The organism is Angustibacter aerolatus (assembly GCF_054776675.1).
Genome location: NZ_BAAHBM010000009.1, coordinates 36,845 through 58,905, shown reverse-complemented (window position 1 = coordinate 58,905; position 22,061 = coordinate 36,845). Strand labels below are relative to the sequence as shown.

Annotated in this window: 29 protein-coding genes and 1 pseudogene; all 30 read left to right on the top strand. The window is 69.5% G+C overall.

What is annotated here, in order from left to right; translation table 11 throughout:
- Nucleotides 1–52 precede the first annotated feature (52 nt).
- A complete protein-coding gene (locus tag ACYVI6_RS04085) occupies nt 53–3,925 on the top strand; it encodes a DNA-directed RNA polymerase subunit beta' (protein WP_460445147.1) in 3,873 nt (1,290 codons plus the stop codon).
- 231 nt (nt 3,926–4,156) lie between these two features.
- Nucleotides 4,157–4,531, top strand: a complete 375-nt coding sequence (gene rpsL / locus ACYVI6_RS04080; protein WP_056675708.1) for a 30S ribosomal protein S12 — start codon at nt 4,157–4,159, stop codon at nt 4,529–4,531.
- A 1-nt stretch (nt 4,532) separates the two neighbouring features.
- A complete protein-coding gene (rpsG, locus tag ACYVI6_RS04075) occupies nt 4,533–5,003 on the top strand; it encodes a 30S ribosomal protein S7 (protein ID WP_460445146.1) in 471 nt (156 codons plus the stop codon).
- A 59-nt stretch (nt 5,004–5,062) separates the two neighbouring features.
- The gene (gene fusA / locus ACYVI6_RS04070; RefSeq protein ID WP_460445145.1) at nt 5,063–7,165 is read left to right on the top strand and encodes an elongation factor G; all 2,103 of its coding nucleotides are present in this window, start codon (nt 5,063–5,065) and stop codon (nt 7,163–7,165) included.
- Between the two features lie 93 nt (nt 7,166–7,258).
- Nucleotides 7,259–8,452 carry an elongation factor Tu gene (gene tuf / locus ACYVI6_RS04065; protein ID WP_460445144.1) on the top strand — a complete coding sequence of 398 codons (1,194 nt, stop codon included), beginning with the start codon at nt 7,259–7,261 and terminating at the stop codon, nt 8,450–8,452.
- A gap of 417 nt (nt 8,453–8,869) precedes the next feature.
- On the top strand, nt 8,870–9,178 hold the full coding sequence (rpsJ, locus tag ACYVI6_RS04060; protein WP_056675697.1) for a 30S ribosomal protein S10: 309 nt from the start codon (nt 8,870–8,872) through the stop codon (nt 9,176–9,178).
- Between the two features lie 13 nt (nt 9,179–9,191).
- A complete protein-coding gene (rplC, locus tag ACYVI6_RS04055) occupies nt 9,192–9,845 on the top strand; it encodes a 50S ribosomal protein L3 (RefSeq protein ID WP_460445143.1) in 654 nt (217 codons plus the stop codon).
- Nucleotides 9,846–9,847: 2 nt separating this feature from the next.
- Nucleotides 9,848–10,543 carry a 50S ribosomal protein L4 gene (gene rplD, locus ACYVI6_RS04050; protein ID WP_460445142.1) on the top strand — a complete coding sequence of 232 codons (696 nt, stop codon included), beginning with the start codon at nt 9,848–9,850 and terminating at the stop codon, nt 10,541–10,543.
- Nucleotides 10,540–10,842 carry a 50S ribosomal protein L23 gene (gene rplW / locus ACYVI6_RS04045; protein ID WP_460445141.1) on the top strand — a complete coding sequence of 101 codons (303 nt, stop codon included), beginning with the start codon at nt 10,540–10,542 and terminating at the stop codon, nt 10,840–10,842. Before rplD ends, rplW begins: the two co-directional genes overlap by 4 nt.
- A gap of 31 nt (nt 10,843–10,873) precedes the next feature.
- Nucleotides 10,874–11,710 carry a 50S ribosomal protein L2 gene (rplB, locus tag ACYVI6_RS04040; protein WP_460445140.1) on the top strand — a complete coding sequence of 279 codons (837 nt, stop codon included), beginning with the start codon at nt 10,874–10,876 and terminating at the stop codon, nt 11,708–11,710.
- Nucleotides 11,711–11,721: 11 nt separating this feature from the next.
- The gene (rpsS, locus tag ACYVI6_RS04035; protein ID WP_460445139.1) at nt 11,722–12,003 is read left to right on the top strand and encodes a 30S ribosomal protein S19; all 282 of its coding nucleotides are present in this window, start codon (nt 11,722–11,724) and stop codon (nt 12,001–12,003) included.
- Between the two features lie 37 nt (nt 12,004–12,040).
- Nucleotides 12,041–12,412 carry a 50S ribosomal protein L22 gene (gene rplV / locus ACYVI6_RS04030; RefSeq protein ID WP_460445138.1) on the top strand — a complete coding sequence of 124 codons (372 nt, stop codon included), beginning with the start codon at nt 12,041–12,043 and terminating at the stop codon, nt 12,410–12,412.
- Entirely contained in the window at nt 12,412–13,278 is an 867-nt protein-coding gene (gene rpsC / locus ACYVI6_RS04025; protein ID WP_460445137.1) for a 30S ribosomal protein S3, read from the top strand. Before rplV ends, rpsC begins: the two co-directional genes overlap by 1 nt.
- Nucleotides 13,279–13,280: 2 nt before the next feature.
- On the top strand, nt 13,281–13,700 hold the full coding sequence (rplP, locus tag ACYVI6_RS04020; RefSeq protein ID WP_460445136.1) for a 50S ribosomal protein L16: 420 nt from the start codon (nt 13,281–13,283) through the stop codon (nt 13,698–13,700).
- Nucleotides 13,700–13,915, top strand: a pseudogene (gene rpmC / locus ACYVI6_RS04015) (50S ribosomal protein L29); the annotation flags it as partial. The gene rplP and the pseudogene rpmC, both read left to right, overlap by 1 nt.
- A 20-nt stretch (nt 13,916–13,935) precedes the next feature.
- Nucleotides 13,936–14,241 carry a 30S ribosomal protein S17 gene (rpsQ, locus tag ACYVI6_RS04010; RefSeq protein ID WP_284291410.1) on the top strand — a complete coding sequence of 102 codons (306 nt, stop codon included), beginning with the start codon at nt 13,936–13,938 and terminating at the stop codon, nt 14,239–14,241.
- A gap of 103 nt (nt 14,242–14,344) precedes the next feature.
- Nucleotides 14,345–14,713 carry a 50S ribosomal protein L14 gene (rplN, locus tag ACYVI6_RS04005; RefSeq protein ID WP_460445135.1) on the top strand — a complete coding sequence of 123 codons (369 nt, stop codon included), beginning with the start codon at nt 14,345–14,347 and terminating at the stop codon, nt 14,711–14,713.
- Between the two features lies 1 nt (nt 14,714).
- Nucleotides 14,715–15,080: a 50S ribosomal protein L24 gene (gene rplX / locus ACYVI6_RS04000; protein ID WP_460445134.1), complete on the top strand. Its 366-nt coding sequence runs from the start codon at nt 14,715–14,717 to the stop codon at nt 15,078–15,080.
- Nucleotides 15,080–15,658 (top strand): 50S ribosomal protein L5, encoded by a 579-nt coding sequence (gene rplE, locus ACYVI6_RS03995; RefSeq protein WP_460445133.1) that lies wholly within the window; start codon nt 15,080–15,082, stop codon nt 15,656–15,658. Before rplX ends, rplE begins: the two co-directional genes overlap by 1 nt.
- Before the next feature lies 1 nt (nt 15,659).
- Nucleotides 15,660–15,845, top strand: a complete 186-nt coding sequence (locus ACYVI6_RS03990; RefSeq protein WP_460445132.1) for a type Z 30S ribosomal protein S14 — start codon at nt 15,660–15,662, stop codon at nt 15,843–15,845.
- A gap of 67 nt (nt 15,846–15,912) precedes the next feature.
- A complete protein-coding gene (gene rpsH, locus ACYVI6_RS03985; RefSeq protein ID WP_460445131.1) occupies nt 15,913–16,311 on the top strand; it encodes a 30S ribosomal protein S8 in 399 nt (132 codons plus the stop codon).
- Between the two features lie 16 nt (nt 16,312–16,327).
- Nucleotides 16,328–16,867: a 50S ribosomal protein L6 gene (rplF, locus tag ACYVI6_RS03980; RefSeq protein ID WP_460445130.1), complete on the top strand. Its 540-nt coding sequence runs from the start codon at nt 16,328–16,330 to the stop codon at nt 16,865–16,867.
- Nucleotides 16,868–17,242 carry a 50S ribosomal protein L18 gene (rplR, locus tag ACYVI6_RS03975; protein WP_284291414.1) on the top strand — a complete coding sequence of 125 codons (375 nt, stop codon included), beginning with the start codon at nt 16,868–16,870 and terminating at the stop codon, nt 17,240–17,242.
- Between the two features lie 55 nt (nt 17,243–17,297).
- A complete protein-coding gene (gene rpsE / locus ACYVI6_RS03970; protein WP_460445129.1) occupies nt 17,298–17,936 on the top strand; it encodes a 30S ribosomal protein S5 in 639 nt (212 codons plus the stop codon).
- On the top strand, nt 17,936–18,118 hold the full coding sequence (gene rpmD, locus ACYVI6_RS03965) for a 50S ribosomal protein L30 (RefSeq protein WP_284289760.1): 183 nt from the start codon (nt 17,936–17,938) through the stop codon (nt 18,116–18,118). Before rpsE ends, rpmD begins: the two co-directional genes overlap by 1 nt.
- Before the next feature lies 1 nt (nt 18,119).
- Nucleotides 18,120–18,575: a 50S ribosomal protein L15 gene (gene rplO / locus ACYVI6_RS03960; RefSeq protein ID WP_460445128.1), complete on the top strand. Its 456-nt coding sequence runs from the start codon at nt 18,120–18,122 to the stop codon at nt 18,573–18,575.
- A gap of 152 nt (nt 18,576–18,727) precedes the next feature.
- The gene (gene secY / locus ACYVI6_RS03955; RefSeq protein ID WP_460445162.1) at nt 18,728–20,035 is read left to right on the top strand and encodes a preprotein translocase subunit SecY; all 1,308 of its coding nucleotides are present in this window, start codon (nt 18,728–18,730) and stop codon (nt 20,033–20,035) included.
- Nucleotides 20,035–20,604 (top strand): adenylate kinase, encoded by a 570-nt coding sequence (locus tag ACYVI6_RS03950; protein ID WP_460445127.1) that lies wholly within the window; start codon nt 20,035–20,037, stop codon nt 20,602–20,604. Before secY ends, ACYVI6_RS03950 begins: the two co-directional genes overlap by 1 nt.
- A gap of 13 nt (nt 20,605–20,617) precedes the next feature.
- Nucleotides 20,618–21,460, top strand: a complete 843-nt coding sequence (gene map, locus ACYVI6_RS03945) for a type I methionyl aminopeptidase (protein ID WP_460445126.1) — start codon at nt 20,618–20,620, stop codon at nt 21,458–21,460.
- Nucleotides 21,461–21,573: 113 nt separating this feature from the next.
- Nucleotides 21,574–22,044: a thioredoxin family protein gene (locus ACYVI6_RS03940; RefSeq protein ID WP_460445125.1), complete on the top strand. Its 471-nt coding sequence runs from the start codon at nt 21,574–21,576 to the stop codon at nt 22,042–22,044.
- Nucleotides 22,045–22,061 lie beyond the last annotated feature (17 nt).

Below are 22,061 nucleotides of genomic sequence, written 5' to 3'. Positions count from 1 at the left end.
GGCACCGGCCACCACACGCACTACAGAGTTCGAACTCTGAAAGAAGGAAATCTTGCTCGACGTCAACTTCTTTGACGAGATCCGCATCGGCCTGGCCACTGCCGACGAGATCCGCCAGTGGTCCCACGGCGAGGTCAAGAAGCCGGAGACCATCAACTACCGCACCCTGAAGCCGGAGAAGGACGGGCTCTTCTGCGAGAAGATCTTCGGTCCCACCCGCGACTGGGAGTGCTACTGCGGCAAGTACAAGCGCGTCCGCTTCAAGGGCATCATCTGCGAGCGCTGCGGTGTCGAGGTCACGCGCGCCAAGGTCCGTCGTGAGCGCATGGGCCACATCGAGCTGGCCGCCCCGGTCACCCACATCTGGTACTTCAAGGGTGTCCCGAGCCGGCTCGGCTACCTGCTCGACCTCGCCCCGAAGGACCTCGAGAAGGTCATCTACTTCGCGGCCTACATGATCACGAAGGTCGACGTCGAGGCGCGGCACCGCGACCTGCCCTCGCTCGAGGCCCAGATCGAGGTCGAGAAGCAGGAGGTCGAGAAGCGCCGCGACAGCGACGTCGAGCACCAGGCCAAGAAGCTCGAGGAGGACCTCGCGACGCTCGAGGCCGAGGGCGCCAAGGCCGACGCGCGCCGCAAGGTGCGCGAGCAGGCCGAGCGCGGCATGAACCAGATCCGCAAGCGGGCCGACGCCGAGATCGAGCGCCTGTCCGCCGTGTGGGACCGCTTCAAGAACCTCAAGGTCCAGGACCTCGAGGGCGACGAGGTGCTCTACCGCGAGATGCGTGACCGGTTCGGCCTGTACTTCGAGGGCAGCATGGGCGCCGCGGCGATCCAGAACCGCCTCGAGACGTTCGACCTCGACGCCGAGGCCGAGTCGCTGCGCGAGACCATCGCCACCGGCCGCGGCCAGAAGAAGATCCGCGCGCTGAAGCGGCTCAAGGTCGTGTCGGCGTTCCTGACGACGCGCAACTCGCCCATGGGCATGGTGCTCGACTGCGTCCCGGTCATCCCGCCGGACCTGCGCCCGATGGTGCAGCTCGACGGCGGCCGGTTCGCGACGTCCGACCTGAACGACCTGTACCGCCGCGTCATCAACCGCAACAACCGCCTGAAGCGGCTGCTCGACCTCGGTGCGCCCGAGATCATCGTGAACAACGAGAAGCGGATGCTGCAGGAGGCCGTCGACGCGCTGTTCGACAACGGCCGCCGCGGCCGGCCGGTCACCGGTCCGGGCAACCGCCCGCTGAAGTCGCTGTCCGACATGCTCAAGGGCAAGCAGGGCCGGTTCCGCCAGAACCTGCTCGGCAAGCGCGTCGACTACTCGGGCCGCTCGGTCATCGTCGTCGGCCCGCAGCTCAAGCTGCACCAGTGCGGTCTGCCGAAGCAGATGGCGCTCGAGCTGTTCAAGCCGTTCGTCATGAAGCGGCTGGTCGACCTCAACCACGCGCAGAACATCAAGTCCGCCAAGCGCATGGTCGAGCGCGGTCGGTCCGTGGTGTGGGACGTGCTCGAGGAGGTCATCACCGAGCACCCGGTGCTGCTGAACCGCGCACCGACCCTGCACCGCCTGGGCATCCAGGCCTTCGAGCCGCAGCTGGTCGAGGGCAAGGCCATCCAGATCCACCCGCTCGTCTGCTCGGCGTTCAACGCCGACTTCGACGGCGACCAGATGGCGGTGCACCTGCCGCTGTCGGCCGAGGCCCAGGCCGAGGCGCGCGTGCTGATGCTCTCGAGCAACAACATCCTCAAGCCGGCCGACGGTCGCCCCGTGACCATGCCCACCCAGGACATGATCATCGGGCTGTTCCACCTGACGACGGCGAACGAGGAGTCCCCGGGCCAGGGTCGTGCGTTCGGCACGCTGGCCGAGGCGCTCATGGCGTACGACGCCCGCGAGCTGGGGCTCGGCTCCAGCATCAAGGTGCGCCTGCCCGGCGTCCGGCCGCCGCACGACGTCGACGTCCCGGAGGGCTGGGAGGAGGGTGACGCGCTCATCCTCGAGACCACCCTGGGCCGCGCGCTCTTCAACGAGACGCTGCCCGAGGACTACGCGTTCGTGAACGAGCCGGTCGACAAGAAGAAGCTGTCGCAGATCGTGAACGACCTGGCCGAGCGGTACCCGAAGGTCCAGGTCGCCGCGACGCTCGACGCGCTGAAGGAGGCCGGCTTCCACTGGGGCACCCGCTCCGGCACCACGGTGTCGATCGCGGACGTCGTCACGCCCCCGCGCAAGCAGGAGATCCTCGACCAGTACGAGGGCAAGGCCGCCAAGGTCCAGGGCCAGTACGACCGTGGTCTGATCACCGACGACGAGCGCCGTCAGGAGCTCATCGAGATCTGGACCCAGGCGACGAACGAGGTCGCCAAGGAGATGGAGGCCAACCTCCCGGCCAGCAACCCCATCAACCGGATGATCGCGTCCGGCGCCCGGGGCAACTGGATGCAGGTGCGCCAGATCGCCGGCATGCGCGGCCTGGTGGCCAACCCGAAGGGCGAGATCATCCCGCGCCCGGTGAAGTCCAACTTCCGTGAGGGCTTCTCGGTCACGGAGTACTTCATCTCCAGCCACGGTGCCCGCAAGGGTCTGGCCGACACGGCGCTGCGCACGGCCGACTCCGGGTACCTCACCCGGCGCCTGGTCGACGTGTCGCAGGACGTCATCGTCCGCGAGACCGACTGCGGCACCGAGCGCGGGTTCGTCCTGCCGATCGCGGTCGAGAACAGCGACGGCACGCTGCGCGAGCACGACGACGTCGAGAGCAGCGTGTACGCACGCACGCTCGCGGCGGACGTCGTGGTCGACGGCGAGACCGTCGTCCCGGCCGGCACCGACCTCGGTGACGAGTCGATCGACGAGCTGATCTCGCGCGGCGTGCGGGAGGTCAAGGTCCGCTCGGTCCTGACCTGCCAGTCCAAGGTCGGCACCTGCGCGATGTGCTACGGCCGGTCGCTGGCCGCCGGGCACCTCGTCGACATCGGTGAGGCCGTCGGCATCGTCGCGGCCCAGTCGATCGGCGAGCCCGGCACGCAGCTCACGATGCGCACGTTCCACACCGGCGGCGTCGCGGGTGACGACATCACCCACGGCCTGCCCCGCGTGGTCGAGCTCTTCGAGGCCCGGACGCCGAAGGGCGTCGCACCGATCGCCGAGGCGACCGGCCGGATCACCATCGAGGACACCGACAAGACGCGGCGGATCGTGCTGACGCCGGACGACGGCTCCGAGGAGCACGCCTTCCCGGTGTCGCGTCGCTCGCGGCTGCTCGTGGCCGACGGCGACCACGTCGAGGTGGGCACCAAGCTCATCCAGGGCGCGATCGACCCGAAGCAGGTCCTGCGCATCCTCGGCCCGCGTGCGGTGCAGACCCACCTGGTCGACGAGGTGCAGGAGGTCTACCGCTCGCAGGGCGTGTCGATCCACGACAAGCACATCGAGGTCATCGTCCGGCAGATGCTGCGCCGGGTGACGATCATCGAGTCCGGCGACGCCGAGCTGCTGCCCGGCGAGATGGCCGAGCGCGGTCGCTTCGAGGCGGAGAACCGCCGCGTCGTGGCCGAGGGCGGTCAGCCGGCGTCGGGTCGTCCCGAGCTCCTCGGCATCACGAAGGCGTCGCTCGCGACCGACTCGTGGCTGTCGGCGGCCTCCTTCCAGGAGACCACCCGGGTGCTCACGGACGCCGCGATCAACGGCCGCAGCGACCCGTTGCTCGGCCTCAAGGAGAACGTCATCCTCGGCAAGCTCATCCCGGCGGGTACCGGTCTTCCCCGGTACCGCAACGTCCGGGTGGAGCCCACCGAGGAGGCCAAGGCCCTCATGTACGCCATGCCCGGGTACGAGGACATCGACTTCGCGCCGTTCGGCGCGGGGTCGGGCCAGGCGGTGCCGCTCGAGGACCTCGACCTCGGCGACTACCGCGGCTGACCGGTCCCGGCGCGACCCCCGGGTCAGGGAATCCCTGACCCGGGGGTCGCGTTTTGACCATCGGTGAGCACGGCGAGTATCTTGGATCGTCGTGCCCGGGGTGACCCGGGCTCTTGTGCGTCGCTCCCACTCAGCGGAGCCGGGCGCCGGCCGACACTCCCGACCGCGGGGGCCACAGGCAGCACGACCGCACGAACCCCGAAGCAGTTGTTCGCCAGAGACGGAGAAGCAGTGCCCACGATCCAGCAGCTGGTCCGCAAGGGCCGGCAGGACAAGGTCACCAAGACCAAGACCCCCGCGCTGAAGGGGAGCCCTCAGCGGCGTGGCGTGTGCACGCGCGTCTACACGACCACCCCGAAGAAGCCGAACTCGGCGCTGCGCAAGGTGGCCCGCGTGCGGCTCACCAGCGGCATCGAGGTCACGGCGTACATCCCGGGCGTCGGGCACAACCTCCAGGAGCACTCGATCGTGCTCGTCCGCGGCGGCCGGGTGAAGGACCTCCCCGGCGTCCGCTACAAGATCGTCCGCGGGTCGCTCGACACGCAGGGTGTCCGTGGCCGCAAGCAGGCTCGCAGCCGGTACGGCGCGAAGAAGGAGAAGAGCTGACATGCCTCGCAAGGGCCCCGCGCCGAAGCGGCCGCTGGTCGTCGACCCGGTCTTCAACTCCCCGCTGGTCACCCAGCTGGTGAACAAGATCCTCCTCGACGGCAAGAAGTCCGTCGCCGAGAAGATCGTCTACGGCGCCCTCGAGGGTGCACGCGACAAGACGGGCAGCGACCCGGTCGTGACGCTCAAGCGCGCCCTCGACAACGTGAAGCCGGCCCTCGAGGTCCGCTCGCGTCGCGTCGGTGGCGCCACGTACCAGGTGCCGGTCGAGGTGCGGGCGAGCCGCTCCACCACGCTGGCGCTGCGCTGGCTGGTCAACTTCTCGCGCGACCGCCGCGAGAAGACCATGACCGAGCGCCTCATGAACGAGATCCTCGACGCCAGCAACGGCCTCGGTGCCGCGGTGAAGCGCCGCGAGGACATGCACAAGATGGCGGAGTCGAACAAGGCCTTCGCCCACTACCGCTGGTGACCCTCGGGTCCCGCGGTTCCAGAGTCTGACGACGACAGCAGCAGGGAAGAAGAGACGCTGTGGCACAGGACGTGCTGACCGACCTCACGAAGGTCCGCAACATCGGCATCATGGCGCACATCGACGCCGGCAAGACCACCACCACCGAGCGGGTCCTGTTCTACACCGGGATCAACTACAAGATCGGTGAGGTGCACGACGGCGCCGCCACGATGGACTGGATGGAGCAGGAGCAGGAGCGCGGCATCACCATCACGTCGGCCGCGACGACCTGCTTCTGGGAGGGCACCCAGTTCAACATCATCGACACCCCCGGCCACGTGGACTTCACGGTCGAGGTCGAGCGTTCGCTGCGCGTCCTCGACGGCGCGGTCGCGGTGTTCGACGGCAAGGAGGGCGTCGAGCCCCAGTCCGAGACGGTGTGGCGCCAGGCGGACAAGTACAACGTCCCCCGCGTCTGCTTCGTCAACAAGATGGACAAGCTCGGTGCGGACTTCTTCTTCACCGTGCAGACCATCAAGGACCGCCTCGGTGCCAAGCCGCTGCCGATCCAGCTGCCGATCGGTGCCGAGAACGACTTCATCGGCGTCATCGACCTGATCTACATGCGTGCGCTCACCTGGCGCGGCGACACCGGCAAGGGCGAGGCCTACACGATCGAGGAGATCCCGGCCGAGCTGCGCGAGCAGGCCGAGGAGTACCGCCACGCCCTGATCGAGACGGTCGCCGAGTCCGACGAGGCGCTGCTCGACAAGTACGCCGGCGGCGAGGAGCTCAGCCCTGAGGAGATCAAGGGCGCGATCCGCAAGCTGACGATCGCCGGCGACCTCTACCCGGTGATGTGCGGCTCGGCGTTCAAGAACAAGGGCGTGCAGCCCATGCTCGACGCCGTCGTCGACTACCTGCCCTCGCCGCTCGACGTCCCGCCGATGATCGGCCACGACGTGCGCAACGAGGAGCAGGAGATCATCCGCAAGCCCGACGCGACGGAGCCGTTCTCGGCGCTGGCGTTCAAGGTCGCCTCGCACCCGTTCTTCGGCAAGCTGACGTACGTCCGGGTGTACTCGGGCCACGTCGCGTCCGGCTCGGGTGTCATCAACTCGACCAAGGGCCGCAAGGAGCGCATCGGCAAGCTGTTCCAGATGCACTCCAACAAGGAGAACCCGGTCGAGGACGCCACCGCGGGCCACATCTACGCGATGATCGGCCTGAAGGACACCACGACCGGCGACACCCTGTGCGACCCGACCAACCAGGTCGTGCTCGAGTCGATGACCTTCCCGGACCCGGTCATCTCGGTGGCCATCGAGCCGAAGACGAAGGGCGACCAGGAGAAGCTGGGCACCGCGATCCAGAAGCTCGCCGAGGAGGACCCGACCTTCCAGGTGCAGCAGGACGAGGAGACCGGCCAGACCATCATCAAGGGCATGGGCGAGCTCCACCTCGACATCCTCGTCGACCGCATGCGGCGCGAGTTCAAGGTCGAGGCGAACGTCGGCAAGCCCCAGGTCGCCTACCGCGAGACCATCCGTCGCGAGGTCGTGAAGATCGACTACACGCACAAGAAGCAGACGGGTGGCTCGGGCCAGTACGCGAAGGTGCAGATGACCTTCGCGCCGCTGGTCTCCGAGGACGGCGCGATGTACGAGTTCGAGAACAAGGTCACCGGTGGCCGCGTCCCGCGCGAGTACATCCCCAGCGTCGACCACGGCATCCAGGACGCCATGCAGCTCGGCGTGCTGGCCGGCTACCCGCTGGTGGGCATCAAGGCGACCCTGCTCGACGGTGCCGCCCACGACGTCGACTCCTCGGAGATGGCCTTCAAGATCGCCGGCTCGATGATCCTGAAGGAGGCCGTGCGCAAGGCAGACCCCGTGCTGCTCGAGCCGGTCATGGCCGTCGAGGTGCGCACGCCCGAGGACTACATGGGCGACGTCATCGGCGACCTCAACAGCCGTCGCGGCCAGATCCAGTCGATGGAGGACGCCAGCGGCACCAAGGTCGTGAAGGCCCTCGTCCCGCTGTCCGAGATGTTCGGCTACGTTGGCGACCTGCGGTCCAAGACCCAGGGTCGTGCCAACTACAGCATGCAGTTCGACTCCTACGCCGAGGTTCCCCGGAACGTCGCGGAGGAGATCATCAAGAAGTCCCGGGGCGAGTGACCTGGCTCCGCCAGGTCACCCACCCCACCCAAGCCGGCCGCACCGACCTTTGATCTGCGGCTCCACAACCCCAGTGTCCTGAGGAGGACCCCAGTGGCGAAGGCCAAGTTCGAGCGGACGAAGCCGCACGTCAACATCGGCACCATCGGTCACATCGACCACGGTAAGACGACGCTGACGGCCGCGATCACCAAGGTGCTGCACGACAAGTACCCGAACCTCAACGAGGCGTCGGCGTTCGACCAGATCGACAAGGCGCCCGAAGAGAAGCAGCGCGGCATCACGATCTCGATCGCGCACGTCGAGTACCAGACCGAGAAGCGTCACTACGCGCACGTCGACTGCCCCGGGCACGCCGACTACATCAAGAACATGATCACCGGTGCGGCGCAGATGGACGGCGCCATCCTGGTGGTCGCCGCGACCGACGGCCCCATGCCGCAGACCAAGGAGCACGTGCTCCTGGCCCGCCAGGTCGGCGTCCCCTACATCGTGGTGGCGCTGAACAAGGCCGACATGGTCGACGACGAGGAGATCCTCGAGCTCGTCGAGATGGAGGTCCGCGAGCTGCTGTCCGCCTACGAGTTCCCGGGCGACGACCTGCCGGTCGTGCGCGTCTCGGCGCTGAAGGCGCTCGAGGGCGACGCCGAGTGGGGCAACAAGCTCATGGAGCTCATGGACGCGGTCGACGAGTCGATCCCGCAGCCCGTGCGCGACGTCGAGAAGCCCTTCCTCATGCCGATCGAGGACGTCTTCACGATCACCGGCCGCGGCACCGTCGTGACCGGTCGCATCGAGCGCGGCATCCTCAAGGTCAACGAGGAGGTCGAGATCGTGGGCATCCGCGAGAAGAACTCCAAGACGACCGTCACCGGCATCGAGATGTTCCGCAAGCTCCTCGACGAGGGCCAGGCGGGCGAGAACGTCGGCCTGCTGCTTCGCGGTCTCAAGCGCGAGGACGTGGAGCGCGGCCAGGTCGTGTGCAAGCCGGGTTCCATCACCCCGCACACGAACTTCGACGCCAACGTCTACATCCTGTCCAAGGACGAGGGTGGCCGGCACACGCCGTTCTACGGCAACTACCGCCCCCAGTTCTACTTCCGCACGACCGACGTGACCGGCGTCGTGACCCTCCCCGAGGGCACCGAGATGGTCATGCCGGGCGACAACACGGAGATGGCCGTCGAGCTGATCCAGCCGATCGCCATGGACGAGGGCATGGGCTTCACCATCCGCGAGGGTGGCCGCACCGTCGGTGCGGGCCGCGTCACCAAGATCGCGAAGTGACCCGGCGCGGTCGCTGACCGCGCTGGACAGCACCACCAGAGGGGCCCGGGCGCCTGCCCGGGCCCCTCTGCCGTGCTCCGCCCGCAGCGGGGGAGCACACGCGGATTGGCCAAGAGCGCAGGTGCTCTGGCAGACTATCCAGGTTGCTCGACGCGCCCCGGCGCTCGCTGACCACCACGCGGTGGGCGGCGGCCCGAGGCCCGGCCCCCAGGGGCTCGGGGTGCGCGTCGACGTCCGGCTCAGGCCGGCGGGCGACGATCCCAGCAGGTCGGAGGGGTGGGTGCCGAGAGGCGCCGGCTCCGCCGCGTGGCGCTTAGGCGACACGCCCGACCTCGGGGGTCGGCGGCCACACCCGGAGCGGCTCCCGCCGTCCCGGGACGACAGCAGCGGTACGACGAGAGAGAGCTCCACGAAACGATGGCGGGACAGAAGATCCGCATCCGGCTGAAGTCCTATGACCACGAGGTCATCGACAGCTCGGCGCGCAAGATCGTCGACACGGTGACCCGCGCGGGCGCGACGGTCGTCGGCCCGGTGCCGCTGCCGACGGAGAAGAACGTCTACTGCGTCATCCGGTCGCCGCATAAGTACAAGGACAGCCGCGAGCACTTCGAGATGCGCACCCACAAGCGCCTCATCGACATCATCGACCCCACGCCGAAGGCGGTGGACTCGCTCATGCGACTCGACCTGCCGGCGGACGTGAACATCGAGATCAAGCTCTGAGGACCCAGAACCCATGACCAAGCAGATCCAGGGCGTCCTGGGCGAGAAGCTCGGCATGACGCAGGTGTGGGACGAGGCCGGCAAGCTCGTGCCGGTCACCGTCGTCTCCGCGTCGCCGAACGTCGTCACCCAGGTCCGTACCTCCGACAGCGACGGCTACGAGGCCGTCCAGATCGCGTACGGCGCGATCGACCCTCGCAAGGTGAACCAGCCCTCGGCCGGTCACTTCGCGAAGGCCGGTGTCACCCCGCGTCGCCACCTGGTCGAGCTGCGCACCACCGATGCCGGTGAGTACGCCCTCGGCCAGGAAGTCACCGTCGAGATCTTCGCCGCCGGCCAGAAGGTCGACGTCGTCGGCACCACCAAGGGCAAGGGCACCGCGGGCGTCATGAAGCGTCACGGCTTCCACGGCGTCGGCGCCTCCCACGGTGCGCACCGCAACCACCGCAAGCCCGGCTCGATCGGTGGCGCCTCGACGCCCGGTCGCGTCTTCAAGGGCCTGAAGATGGCCGGTCGCATGGGCCACGTGCGCATGACCACCCAGAACCTGACGGTCCACGCCGTCGACGCCGAGCGCGGTCTGCTGCTCATCAAGGGCGCCGTCCCCGGCCCCCGCGGCGGCGTCGTGCTCGTGAAGACCGCCGCCAAGCTCGTGAAGGGGGCCTGAAGGTGACCACCATCGACGTCCTCTCGCCGACCGGTGAGAAGTCCGGCACCGTCGACCTGCCCGCCGAGGTCTTCGACGTGCAGGCGAACATCCCGCTGATGCACCAGGTCGTCGTGGCCCAGCAGGCCGCGGCTCGCCAGGGCACGCACTCGACGAAGACCCGTGGCGAGGTCAGCGGTGGCGGTCGCAAGCCCTACCGCCAGAAGGGCACCGGTCGCGCCCGCCAGGGCTCGACGCGCGCGCCGCAGTTCACCGGTGGTGGCGTCGTCCACGGCCCGCAGCCGCGCGACTACAGCCAGCGCACGCCCAAGAAGATGAAGGCGGCCGCCCTGCGCGGTGCGCTCTCCGACCGGGCCCGCGCCGACCGCATCCACGTGCTGTCCGCCCTGCTCGACGGCGACGCCCCCTCGACGAAGTCGGTCATCACGGCGCTCGGCCACGTGAGCGACCGGCGCAGCCTGCTGGTGGTCGTGGACCGCACCGACGAGCTGGGCTGGAAGAGCCTGCGCAACGTCGACCGCGCGCACGCCATCGCGCCCGATCAGCTGAACACCTACGACGTCCTCTGCGCCGACGCGGTGGTCTTCACCTCCGCGGCGCTCGAGACGTTCCTGGCCGGCCCGGCCACCGGTCGCGGCGCCAAGGCCGTGGCCACCGAGTCCGAGGCCGTCGAGCTCTCGAAGGAGGCGGCGAAGTGACCGCTCTGCAGAAGGACCCGCGCGACATCCTGCTCGCGCCGGTCGTGTCGGAGAAGAGCTACGGGCTGCTCGACGAGGGCGCCTACACCTTCGTCGTCGACCCGCGCGCCAACAAGACCGAGATCAAGGTCGCGGTCGAGCGGGTGTTCGGGGTGAAGGTGCGGTCGGTCAACACGCTGAACCGCAAGGGCAAGACCCGCCGCACCCGCTTCGGCACCGGCAAGCGCAAGGACACCAAGCGCGCGATCGTGACCCTCAGCGAGGGCTCCATCGACATCTTCGGGGGACCGGTCTCCTGACCGGGCACCCACGAGAGCTGAGGACACACACATGGGCATCCGCAAGTACAAGCCGACGACGCCGGGCCGTCGTGGCTCCAGCGTCGCCGACTTCGTCGAGGTCACGCGCTCGCAGCCGGAGAAGTCGCTGGTCCGCCCGCTCACCAAGAGCGGCGGTCGCAACAACTCGGGCAAGGTCACGACCCGCCACATCGGTGGTGGCCACAAGCGCGCCTACCGCGTCATCGACTTCCGTCGCCACGACAAGGACGGCGTCCCCGCGAAGGTCGCGCACATCGAGTACGACCCGAACCGCACCTCGCGCATCGCGCTGCTGCACTACGCCGACGGCGAGAAGCGCTACATCATCGCGCCGGCCCGTCTGAAGCAGGGCGACCTCGTCGAGGCCGGTCCGGGCGCCGACATCAAGCCGGGCAACAACCTGCCGCTGCGCAACATCCCCACCGGCACGGTGATCCACGCCATCGAGCTGCGGCCCGGCGGCGGCGCCAAGATCGCCCGCTCGGCCGGCACCAGCGTGCAGCTGGTCGCCAAGGACGGCCCCTACGCGCAGCTGCGCATGCCGTCCGGCGAGATCCGCAACGTCGACGTGCGCTGCCGCGCCTCGATCGGCGAGGTCGGCAACGCCGAGCAGTCGAACATCAACTGGGGCAAGGCCGGCCGCATGCGCTGGAAGGGCAAGCGCCCGACCGTCCGCGGTGTCGCCATGAACCCGATCGACCACCCGCACGGTGGCGGTGAGGGCAAGACCTCCGGTGGTCGCCACCCGGTCAGCCCGTGGGGCAAGCCCGAGGGCCGCACCCGTCGTCCGAACAAGGACAGCGACAAGCTGATCGTCCGTCGCCGTCGCACCGGCAAGAAGCGCTGAGGAGCCCGCAGATGCCACGCAGCCTGAAGAAGGGCCCCTTCGTCGACGACCACCTCGCGAAGAAGGTGGACGTGCAGAACGAGAAGGGGACCAAGAACGTCATCAAGACCTGGTCCCGGCGCTCGATGATCGTGCCCGACATGCTCGGTCACACCATCGCCGTGCACGACGGTCGCAAGCACGTCCCGGTCTTCGTGACCGAGTCGATGGTCGGGCACAAGCTCGGCGAGTTCGCTCCGACCCGCACGTTCCGCGGTCACGAGAAGGACGACCGGAAGGGCCGTCGCCGCTGACGCGGCGACGACCACCGACAGAAGGTAAGGACACACGATGGAAGCCAAGGCGCAGGCGCGGTTCGTGCGCGTCACGCCCCAGAAGGCACGCCGCGTCGTCGACCTCATCCGGGGCCAGAACACGACCGCGGCGAACGCCGTGCTGCGGTTCGCCCCGCAGGCCGCGAGCGAGCCCGTCCTCAAGGTGCTCGAGAGCGCCGTCGCGAACGCGCGGGTCAAGGCCGACCGCGCCTCCGAGGCGTTCGACGAGCGCGAGCTGGTCGTGCAGGCCGCGTTCGTCGACGAGGGCCCGACCATGAAGCGGTTCCGCCCGCGTGCCCAGGGCCGCGCGTACCGCATCAACAAGCGCACGAGCCACATCACGGTGGTCGTGGGCACGCCCGAGGACACGAAGGGGAGTGGCCGCTGATGGGCCAGAAGGTCAACCCGCACGGCTTCCGGCTGGGCATCACCACCGACCACAAGTCCCGGTGGTTCGCCGACAGCACCAAGGCCGGCCAGCGCTACCGCGACTACGTGAAGGAGGACGTCGCGATCCGCAAGCTGATGTCCACCGGCATGGAGCGCGCGGGCATCGCGAAGGTCGAGATCGAGCGCACCCGCGACCGCGTGCGCGTCGACATCCACACCGCCCGGCCGGGCATCGTCATCGGCCGTCGCGGCGCGGAGGCCGACCGCATCCGCGGCGAGCTGGAGAAGCTCACGGGCAAGCAGGTGCAGCTGAACATCCTCGAGGTGAAGAACCCCGAGATGGACGCGCAGCTGGTCGCCCAGGGCATCGCCGAGCAGCTGTCGGCCCGCGTGGCCTTCCGCCGCGCGATGCGCAAGGGCATCCAGTCCTCGCTGCGCGCCGGTGCCAAGGGCATCCGGGTGCAGTGCTCGGGTCGCCTCGGCGGCGCCGAGATGTCCCGCTCGGAGTTCTACCGCGAGGGGCGCGTGCCGCTGCACACCCTGCGCGCGAACATCGACTACGGCGTCTTCGAGGCCCGCACGACCTTCGGCCGCATCGGCGTGAAGGTCTGGATCTACAAGGGCGACGTCACCAACCGCGAGCTGGCGCAGCAGCAGGCCGCTGCCCCCGGCCGTCCCGCGCGGGGTCCGCGCGGCGACCGTCCGGAGCGCCCGGGTCGCGGCGACCGTCCCGACCGCGGCGCGCGTCGTCCGGGCACCGGCACGGCTGCGGGTACCGCGGCCAACGCCGGTGGCAGCGTCGGCTCCGCCGACCAGCCCGCGACGCAGGCCGCCGCGGCCGAGCCCGCCGGAACGGAGAGCTGATCATGCTGATCCCGCGTCGCGTCAAGCACCGCAAGCAGCACCACCCCGGCCGGGGTGGCGCTGCCAAGGGCGGCACCACGATCGCCTTCGGCGACTACGGCATCCAGGCGCTCGAGCCCGCGTACGTCACGAACCGGCAGATCGAGTCGGCCCGTATCGCGATGACCCGCCACATCAAGCGTGGCGGCAAGGTCTGGATCAACATCTACCCGGACCGTCCCATCACGAAGAAGCCGGCCGAGACCCGCATGGGTTCCGGCAAGGGCTCGCCCGAGTGGTGGATCGCGAACGTCAAGCCCGGTCGCGTCATGTTCGAGCTGTCCGGCGTGCCGGAGACCATCGCCAAGGAGGCGATGCTCCGTGCGATGCACAAGCTCCCGATGAAGTGCCGTTTCGTGCGGCGTGAAGGCGGTGACGTCTGATGTCGGTCGGTTCCAAGGACCTGACTCCCTCGGCCCTGGCCGAGCTGAGCGAGGAGCGTCTGCTCGAGCAGCTGCGCCAGGCCAAGGAGGAGCTGTTCAACCTGCGCTTCCAGTCGGCCACCGGTCAGCTCGAGAGCCACGGCCGCCTGCGTGCGGTCAAGCGCGACATCGCGCGGATCTACACGATCCTGCGCGAGTACGAGCTGGGCATCCGGCAGCGTCCGGAGGGCCAGGCATGAGCGAGCAGGTAGGCGAGGAGACGGCAGTGAGCACCACCACCGAGGGCGCCACCCGTCCGTACCGCAAGACGCGGCGCGGGCTGGTCGTCAGCGACAAGATGCAGAAGACCGTGGTCGTCGAGGTCGAGGACCGCGTCAAGCACCCGCTGTACGGCAAGGTCATCCGCCGCACCAGCAAGGTGAAGGCCCACGACGAGGGCGAGACCGCCGGCATCGGCGACCGCGTGCTCATCATGGAGACCCGGCCGCTGTCCGCCGCGAAGCGGTGGCGCGTGGTCGAGGTCCTCGAGAAGGCCAAGTGACCGGTACCGCCACCACGGCGTCCGGTCAGTCCAACCAGACCGTTCGGCAAGGCTCGCCCGCTGACCGCGGGTCGAGAACCGGCTCGACGACAGGAGTCCAGCAGTGATCCAGCAGGAGTCGCGGCTCAAGGTCGCCGACAACACGGGTGCGAAGCAGATCCTCTGCATCCGCGTGCTCGGTGGTTCCGGCCGCCGCTACGCGGGCATCGGCGACGTCATCGTCGCCACCGTGAAGGACGCCATCCCCGGTGGCAACGTCAAGAAGGGCGATGTCGTGAAGGCGGTCATCGTGCGCACCACGAAGGAGCGCCGGCGCCCGGACGGCTCGTACATCCGCTTCGACGAGAACGCGGCGGTCATCCTCCGCAACGACGGCGACCCGCGCGGGACGCGCATCTTCGGGCCCGTGGGCCGCGAGCTGCGCGACAAGCGCTTCATGAAGATCGTCTCGCTGGCACCGGAGGTGCTCTGACATGGCGAAGCTCAAGCTGAAGAAGGGCGACCTCGTCGAGGTCATCACCGGTCGCTCGCAGGCCAACGGCGGCGACCGCGGCAAGCAGGGCAAGGTGATCAGCGTCGACGTCGAGCGCCAGCGGGTGCTCGTCGAGGGCGTCAACCAGGTGAAGCGGCACACGAAGGCCGGCACCACCGGCCGGGGTGCCCGCACCGGCGGGATCATCACGCAGGAGGCGTCGCTGCACATCAGCAACGTCATGTTGGTGGACCCCGAGACCAAGCAGCGCACCCGGGTCGGGTACCGCACCGAGACCGTCGAGCGCGACGGCCGCGAGCGCACGGTCCGCGTGCGCGTGGCCAAGCGGTCGGGGAAGGACGTCTGATGACCGCCACCACCGAGCAGGCCCAGCAGCGTCAGCTGCCCCGCCTGAAGCAGCGCTACCGCGAGGAGATCGCCGGCGCCCTGCGCGAGCAGTTCGGCTACGCCAACGTCATGCAGGTCCCCGGCGTGGTCAAGGTCGTCGTGAACATGGGCGTCGGCGACGCCGCCCGTGACTCGAAGCTCATCGAGGGCGCTGTCCGCGACCTGTCGCAGATCACCGGCCAGAAGCCGATCGTGACGAAGGCCCGCAAGTCGATCGCGCAGTTCAAGCTGCGCGAGGGGATGCCCATCGGCGCCCACACGACGCTGCGCGGCGACCGCATGTGGGAGTTCCTCGACCGGCTGGTGTCGGTCGCGCTGCCCCGCATCCGCGACTTCCGTGGCCTGAGCCCGAAGCAGTTCGACGGCCAGGGCAACTACACGTTCGGTCTGAACGAGCAGTCCATGTTCCACGAGATCGACCAGGACCGCATCGACCGCGTGCGCGGCATGGACATCACGGTCGTCACGACCGCGACCAACGACGACGAGGGACGCGCGCTGCTCAAGCAGCTCGGGTTCCCCTTCAGGGAGAACTGACATGGCGAAGACCTCGCTCGTCAACAAGGCGGCCCGCAAGCCCAAGTTCGCGGTCCGCGGCTACACCCGGTGCCAGCGGTGCGGCCGTCCGCACTCGGTGTACCGCAAGTTCGGCCTGTGCCGCATCTGCCTGCGCGAGATGGCGCACCGCGGCGAGCTGCCGGGCGTCACGAAGTCCAGCTGGTGACCACGACGTCGCAGGTCCGGGGCAGCGCGCCCGCGGATACCACGGCGAGGAAGGGCAGGAACGCCCGATGACCATGACCGACCCCATCGCAGACATGCTCACGCGTCTGCGGAACGCCAACTCGGCGTACCACGACTCGGTGACGATGCCGTTCAGCAAGCTGAAGTCGCACATCGCCGAAATCCTCCAGGCCGAGGGCTACATCAGCTCCTGGGCCGTCGAGGACGCCGAGGTGGGCAAGAAGCTCACCATCGAGCTGAAGTACGGCCCCAGCCGCGAGCGCTCGATCGCCGGCATCCGCCGCGTGTCGAAGCCCGGTCTGCGGGTGTACGCGAAGTCCACGAACCTGCCCAAGGTGCTCGGCGGCCTGGGCGTCGCGATCCTGTCGACGTCCTCCGGTCTGCTCACCGACAAGCAGGCGACCCAGAAGGGCGTGGGTGGGGAAGTCCTCGCCTACGTCTGGTGACGGGAGGTCTGAACCCATGTCCCGAATCGGTCGACTCCCCGTGACCGTCCCCGCAGGGGTCGAGGTCACCATCGACGGCCAGGCCGTCGCCGTGAAGGGCCCGAAGGGCTCGCTCAGCCACGTCGTGGCCGCGCCGATCACGGTGGGCCGCGAGGACGACGGCTCCGTCGTCGTCAGCCGTCCCGACGACGAGCGGCGCTCCCGCTCGCTGCACGGCCTGACCCGCACCCTCATCGCCAACATGGTCGAGGGCGTCACGGCCGGGTACGAGAAGAAGCTCGAGATCGTCGGCACCGGCTACCGCGTGCTGGCTCGTGGCTCCGACCTGGAGTTCGCGCTCGGCTACAGCCACTCGATCACCGTGAAGGCGCCCGAGGGCATCACCTTCACCACCGACGGCCCCACCCGCCTGTCGGTGCAGGGCATCGACAAGCAGCAGGTCGGCGAGGTCGCCGCCAACATCCGCAAGCTGCGCAAGCCCGACCCGTACAAGGGCAAGGGCGTGCGGTACGCCGGCGAGCACATCCGCCGCAAGGTCGGAAAGGCTGGGAAGTAGATGGCCATCATCGTCAAGCGGGCCAAGGGTCGCGTCGCGGCGCGCACCCGTCGGCACACCCGCGTCCGCAAGAGGATCACCGGCACGGCGCTGCGGCCCCGTCTGGTCGTCTCGCGATCGGCGCGGCACGTCTTCGTGCAGGTCGTCGACGACGTCCAGGGCGTGACCCTGGCGTCCGCGTCGACCATGGAGGCCGACGTGCGCGCCCTCGAGGGCGACAAGAGCGCCCGGGCCCGTCGGGTCGGCGAGCTCGTCGCCGAGCGCGCCAAGGCCGCCGGCGTCGAGGCCGTCGTGTTCGACCGCAGCGGCAACGCCTACCACGGTCGCGTCGCCGCGATCGCGGACGGCGCCCGCGAGGGCGGGCTGAACCTGTGACCGCCGCACCGAAGCACCAGTCGACCGTCGTCGACGCAGAGAAGAGGAACGTCTGATGCCTGGACCCCAGCGCCGCGGCACGGGTGCCCCCGGTGGCACCGGTGGCACCGGCGGCGGCAACGAGCGCCGTGGTGGCGGTCGCGACCGCGACAACCGCCGCGACAACTCCGCCGACAAGGGCAACTACGTCGAGCGCGTCGTCACGATCAACCGCGTCTCGAAGGTCGTGAAGGGCGGTCGTCGCTTCAGCTTCACCGCCCTCGTGGTCGTCGGTGACGGCGACGGCACCGTCGGTGTCGGCTACGGCAAGGCCAAGGAGGTGCCCGCGGCGATCGCCAAGGGCGTCGAGGAGGCCAAGAAGTCCTTCTTCAAGGTGCCCCGCATCCAGGGCACCATCCCGCACCCCATCATGGGTCGGGCCTCGGCCGGCGTGGTCATGCTGCGCCCGGCCTCGCCCGGTACCGGCGTCATCGCCGGTGGTCCGGTCCGCGCGGTGCTCGAGTGCGCCGGCATCCACGACGTGCTGAGCAAGTCGCTGGGTTCCGACAACCCGATCAACATCGTGCACGCGACCGCCGCCGGGCTGCGGGGCCTCGAGCGCCCCGAGGCCGTCGCCGCTCGTCGTGGGCTGCCGCTCGAGCACGTGGCCCCGGCCGCGATGCTGCGGGCCCGGGCCGCCGGGACGGGTGCCTGATGGCCCGCCTCAAGGTGACCCAGACCCGGTCGACGATCGGCGGCAAGCGCAACCAGCGCGAGACGCTGCGCTCGCTCGGCCTGAAGCGGATCGGCGACGTCGTCGTCAAGGAGGACCGTCCCGAGATCCGCGGCATGGTCGACACCGTGCGGCACCTCGTGACGTCCGAGGAGGTGGAGTGACATGGCTGACCAGCAGCGCACGCTGAAGGTGCACCACCTGCGTCCGGCTCCGGGCGCGAAGACCGCCAAGACCCGCGTGGGCCGTGGTGAGGGCAGCAAGGGCAAGACCGCCGGTCGCGGCACCAAGGGCACCGGGGCTCGCTACCAGGTGTCCGCCGCGTTCGAGGGTGGCCAGACGCCGCTGCACATGCGGCTGCCGAAGCTGCGCGGGTTCAAGAACCCGTTCAAGGTCGAGTACCAGGTCGTGAACGTGCAGACGATCAACGACCTGTTCCCGACCGGTGGCGAGGTCGGCGTCGACGAGCTCGTCGCCAAGGGCGCCGTCCGCAAGGGCCAGGCCGTCAAGGTGCTGGGCACCGGCGACCTCACCGTCGCGGTGAACGTCTCGGCACACCGGTTCTCCGGTGCCGCCCGCGAGAAGATCGCTGCCGCCGGCGGCTCCGTCACGGAGCTCTGAGCGGCCGGGACCCTCGTCCCACCGATGACACCCCGGACCCCCGCAGGCGCGGGGACCCGGGGTGTTATCGTCCCGCAGGGCCGTTCGCGCCCGCCCAGGTCGTCCCCGCCCCACCCCTGAGCCGCCGCGTGCGCGGCATGCTGGAGGAAGTCGTGCTCACCGCGTTCGCCCGGGCCTTCCGGACACCGGACCTGCGCAGGAAGCTGCTGTTCACCATCGCCATCATGGCGTTGTTCCGGCTCGGCTCCCTGATCCCGACGCCCGGCATCAGCTACCCCGCGGTGCAGCAGTGCATCAAGGAGACCGCGAGCAGCGGCTCGCTGGTGAGCCTGGTGAACCTCTTCAGCGGCGGCTCGCTGCTGCAGCTGTCGGTCTTCGCGCTCGGGATCATGCCGTACATCACGGCCAGCATCATCGTGCAGCTGCTCACCGTGGTGATCCCGCGGTTCGAGGCCCTCAAGCAGGAGGGTCAGCAGGGCACCAGCAAGCTCACGCAGTACACCCGCTACCTGACCATCGGCCTGGCGATCCTGCAGTCGACCACCCTGGTGGCCACGGCCCGCGGCGGTGCCCTGTTCTCCGGCTGCTCGGCCGACATCGTGCCGAACGACTCCATCGTCACCATCGGCATGATGGTGATCGTCATGACCGCCGGCACCGGCCTGATCATGTGGCTCGGCGAGCTCATCACCGACAAGGGCATCGGCAACGGCATGTCGCTGCTGATCTTCACCCAGATCGCGGCCACCTTCCCCTCGGCGCTGTGGCAGATCAAGCAGAGCCAGGGCTGGGCGGCGTTCATCGTGGTGCTGCTGGTCGGGTTCGTCATCGTCGCGCTCGTCGTCCTGGTCGAGCAGTCGCAGCGCCGGGTGCCGGTGCAGTACGCCAAGCGGATGATCGGTCGCCGCCAGTACGGCGGCACCAGCACCTACATCCCGATCAAGGTGAACCAGGCCGGCGTCATCCCGGTCATCTTCGCCTCGTCGCTGCTCTACCTGCCCGCGCTGGTGGCCCAGTTCCAGGGCCCGAGCAAGGCGAACGTGGGCTGGGTCCGGTTCGTGAACGACTACCTCGTGCGCGGCGACCACCCGCTCTACATGGCGGCGTACTTCCTGCTGATCGTGTTCTTCACGTACTTCTACGTGGCCATCACGTTCAACCCGGACGAGATCGCCGACAACATGAAGAAGTACGGCGGGTTCATCCCCGGCATCCGGGCCGGTCGGCCCACCGCCGAGTACCTCGACTACATCCTGACCCGCATCACGCTGCCCGGTGCGCTGTACCTCGGCCTGCTCTCGCTGATCCCGCTGATCGCCCTCGGGCTGATCGGCGCCAACGCCGGCAACTTCCCGTTCGGCGGGACGTCGATCCTGATCATCGTGGGCGTCGGCCTCGAGACGGTGAAGCAGATCGAGAGCCAGCTGCAGCAGCGGCACTACGAAGGGTTCCTGCGCTGATGCGGCTGCTGATCATCGGCCCGCCCGGGGCGGGCAAGGGCACCCAGGCGGCGCAGCTGGCCGCGCACTACGGCATCCCGGCGATCTCGACCGGCGACATCTTCCGGCAGAACATCGCCGAGCAGACCCCGCTCGGGGTCGAGGTGCAGCACATCCTCGACGCGGGCGGCTACGTCAGCGACGACATCACGAACGCCATGGTGCGCGACCGGATCGCGCACGCGGACTGCGAGCCGGGCTTCCTGCTCGACGGCTACCCGCGCACCCGGGCGCAGGTGACCGAGCTCGACAGCATGCTCGAGGGACTGGGCTGCGCGCTCGACGCCGTCGTGCAGCTCACGGTCGACGAGGACGAGGTCGTGCAGCGGCTGCTGCTGCGCGCGCAGACCGGCGGCCGCACCGACGACTCCGAGGACACCATCCGCAAGCGGCAGAAGATCTACGCCGAGGAGACGGCGCCGCTGGTCGACGAGTACGGCCACCGCGGCCTGCTGGTGCGCGTGGACGGGCTGGGCGAGGTGTCGCACGTGACCGAGCGCCTCGTGCAGGCGCTCGACGCCCGGCGCTGAGCAGGCGGCTGCGGTGCTGGGGCGGGAGCGGATCCAGTACAAGTCGCCGGACGAGGTGCGCGCGATGCGTCGCGCCGGGCTCGTCGTCGGCGAGACGCTCGAGCTGCTGCGCGAGCGCGTCCGACCCGGCCTGACCACCGCCGAGCTCGACGCCCTGGCCGAGGAGCACATCCGGCGCAGCGGCGCCGTCCCCTCGTTCATCGGCGTCCCGACCGACGGCTACCCCGACTTCCCGGCGTCGCTGTGCGTGTCGGTGAACGACGAGGTCGTGCACGGCATCCCGGGGGAGCGGGTGCTCCAGCCCGGCGACGTCGTGAGCATCGACTGCGGCGCCGTGCTGGACGGCTGGCATGGGGACGCCGCGATCACGGTCGCCCTCGACCCGGCCGACCCGGCCGACACCGCGCTGCTGCGGGTCACCGAGGACGCCATGTGGCAGGGCATCGCCGCGCTCGGCGTCGGCCGTCGGCTGTTCGACGTCGGGGCCGCGGTCGAGGACCGCGTCGCCGCCGCCGACGGCACGTCGTACGGCATCGTCGAGGACTACGTCGGTCACGGCATCGGCACCGAGATGCACCAGGACCCGCAGGTGCCGAACTACCGCGTGCGCGACAAGGGCGTGCGGGTGAAGGCGGGCCTCGCCGTCGCCATCGAGCCCATGCTCACCCGGGGCGACGCCGACACCCGCGTGCTGGACGACGGGTGGACCGTCGTCACGGTCGACGGCTCCCGCGCGGCGCACTTCGAGCACTCCGTGGCCGTCGGCGAGGCGGGCCTGTGGGTGCTGACGGCGCTCGACGGCGGTGCCGCCCGGCTCGCCGAGCTCGGCGTGCCGTTCGCCCCCCTCGACCGGTGACGCGCCCGATCATCTCTGGCCGAACCGTCTCTGTTTGAACACATGTGGCCGTGGCTCCGTGTCATCTGTGAGCCGGGAGCGCAGCGCTCCCGCGACGCAGAGGGGTGAGACCAGTGGACCGACCTCGACAGGTGCCGCCGACCGGCCCGGCCCGGCGCACGGGCACGCTGCTGGCCGGGGGCCCGGCCCTGCGGTGGTTCCCGCGCAGCGCGGAGCACCAGGCGCAGGTGCTGGCGACCGGGCCCGCGGTGCTCGCGTTCGTCGGCGACGACGACCAGGACGCCGGCTACCGGCGCGACCTGCAGGTGGTGGCCGGCTGGCGCCCGCAGGTGCCGGTCTACGAGGTCGACCCCGGCACCCGGCCGTCGCTGGCGGCCGCGCACCACGTGCGACGCACGCCCACGACCGTGGTCTACCGGGACGGCCTGCCCATGCGGCGGGTGGTCGGCCCCGTCGACCCGGTGGCGCTGGACGAGCTGCTCGCCGAGGTGGAGTCGGCCGACATGCTCGAGGAGATGCTCGCCTGGTGCGACGACGTGCTCGAGCACGGTGGCGTCGAGCTGTCCCCGACGTTCCTGCCCTGATGCACCGCGTAGTTGCC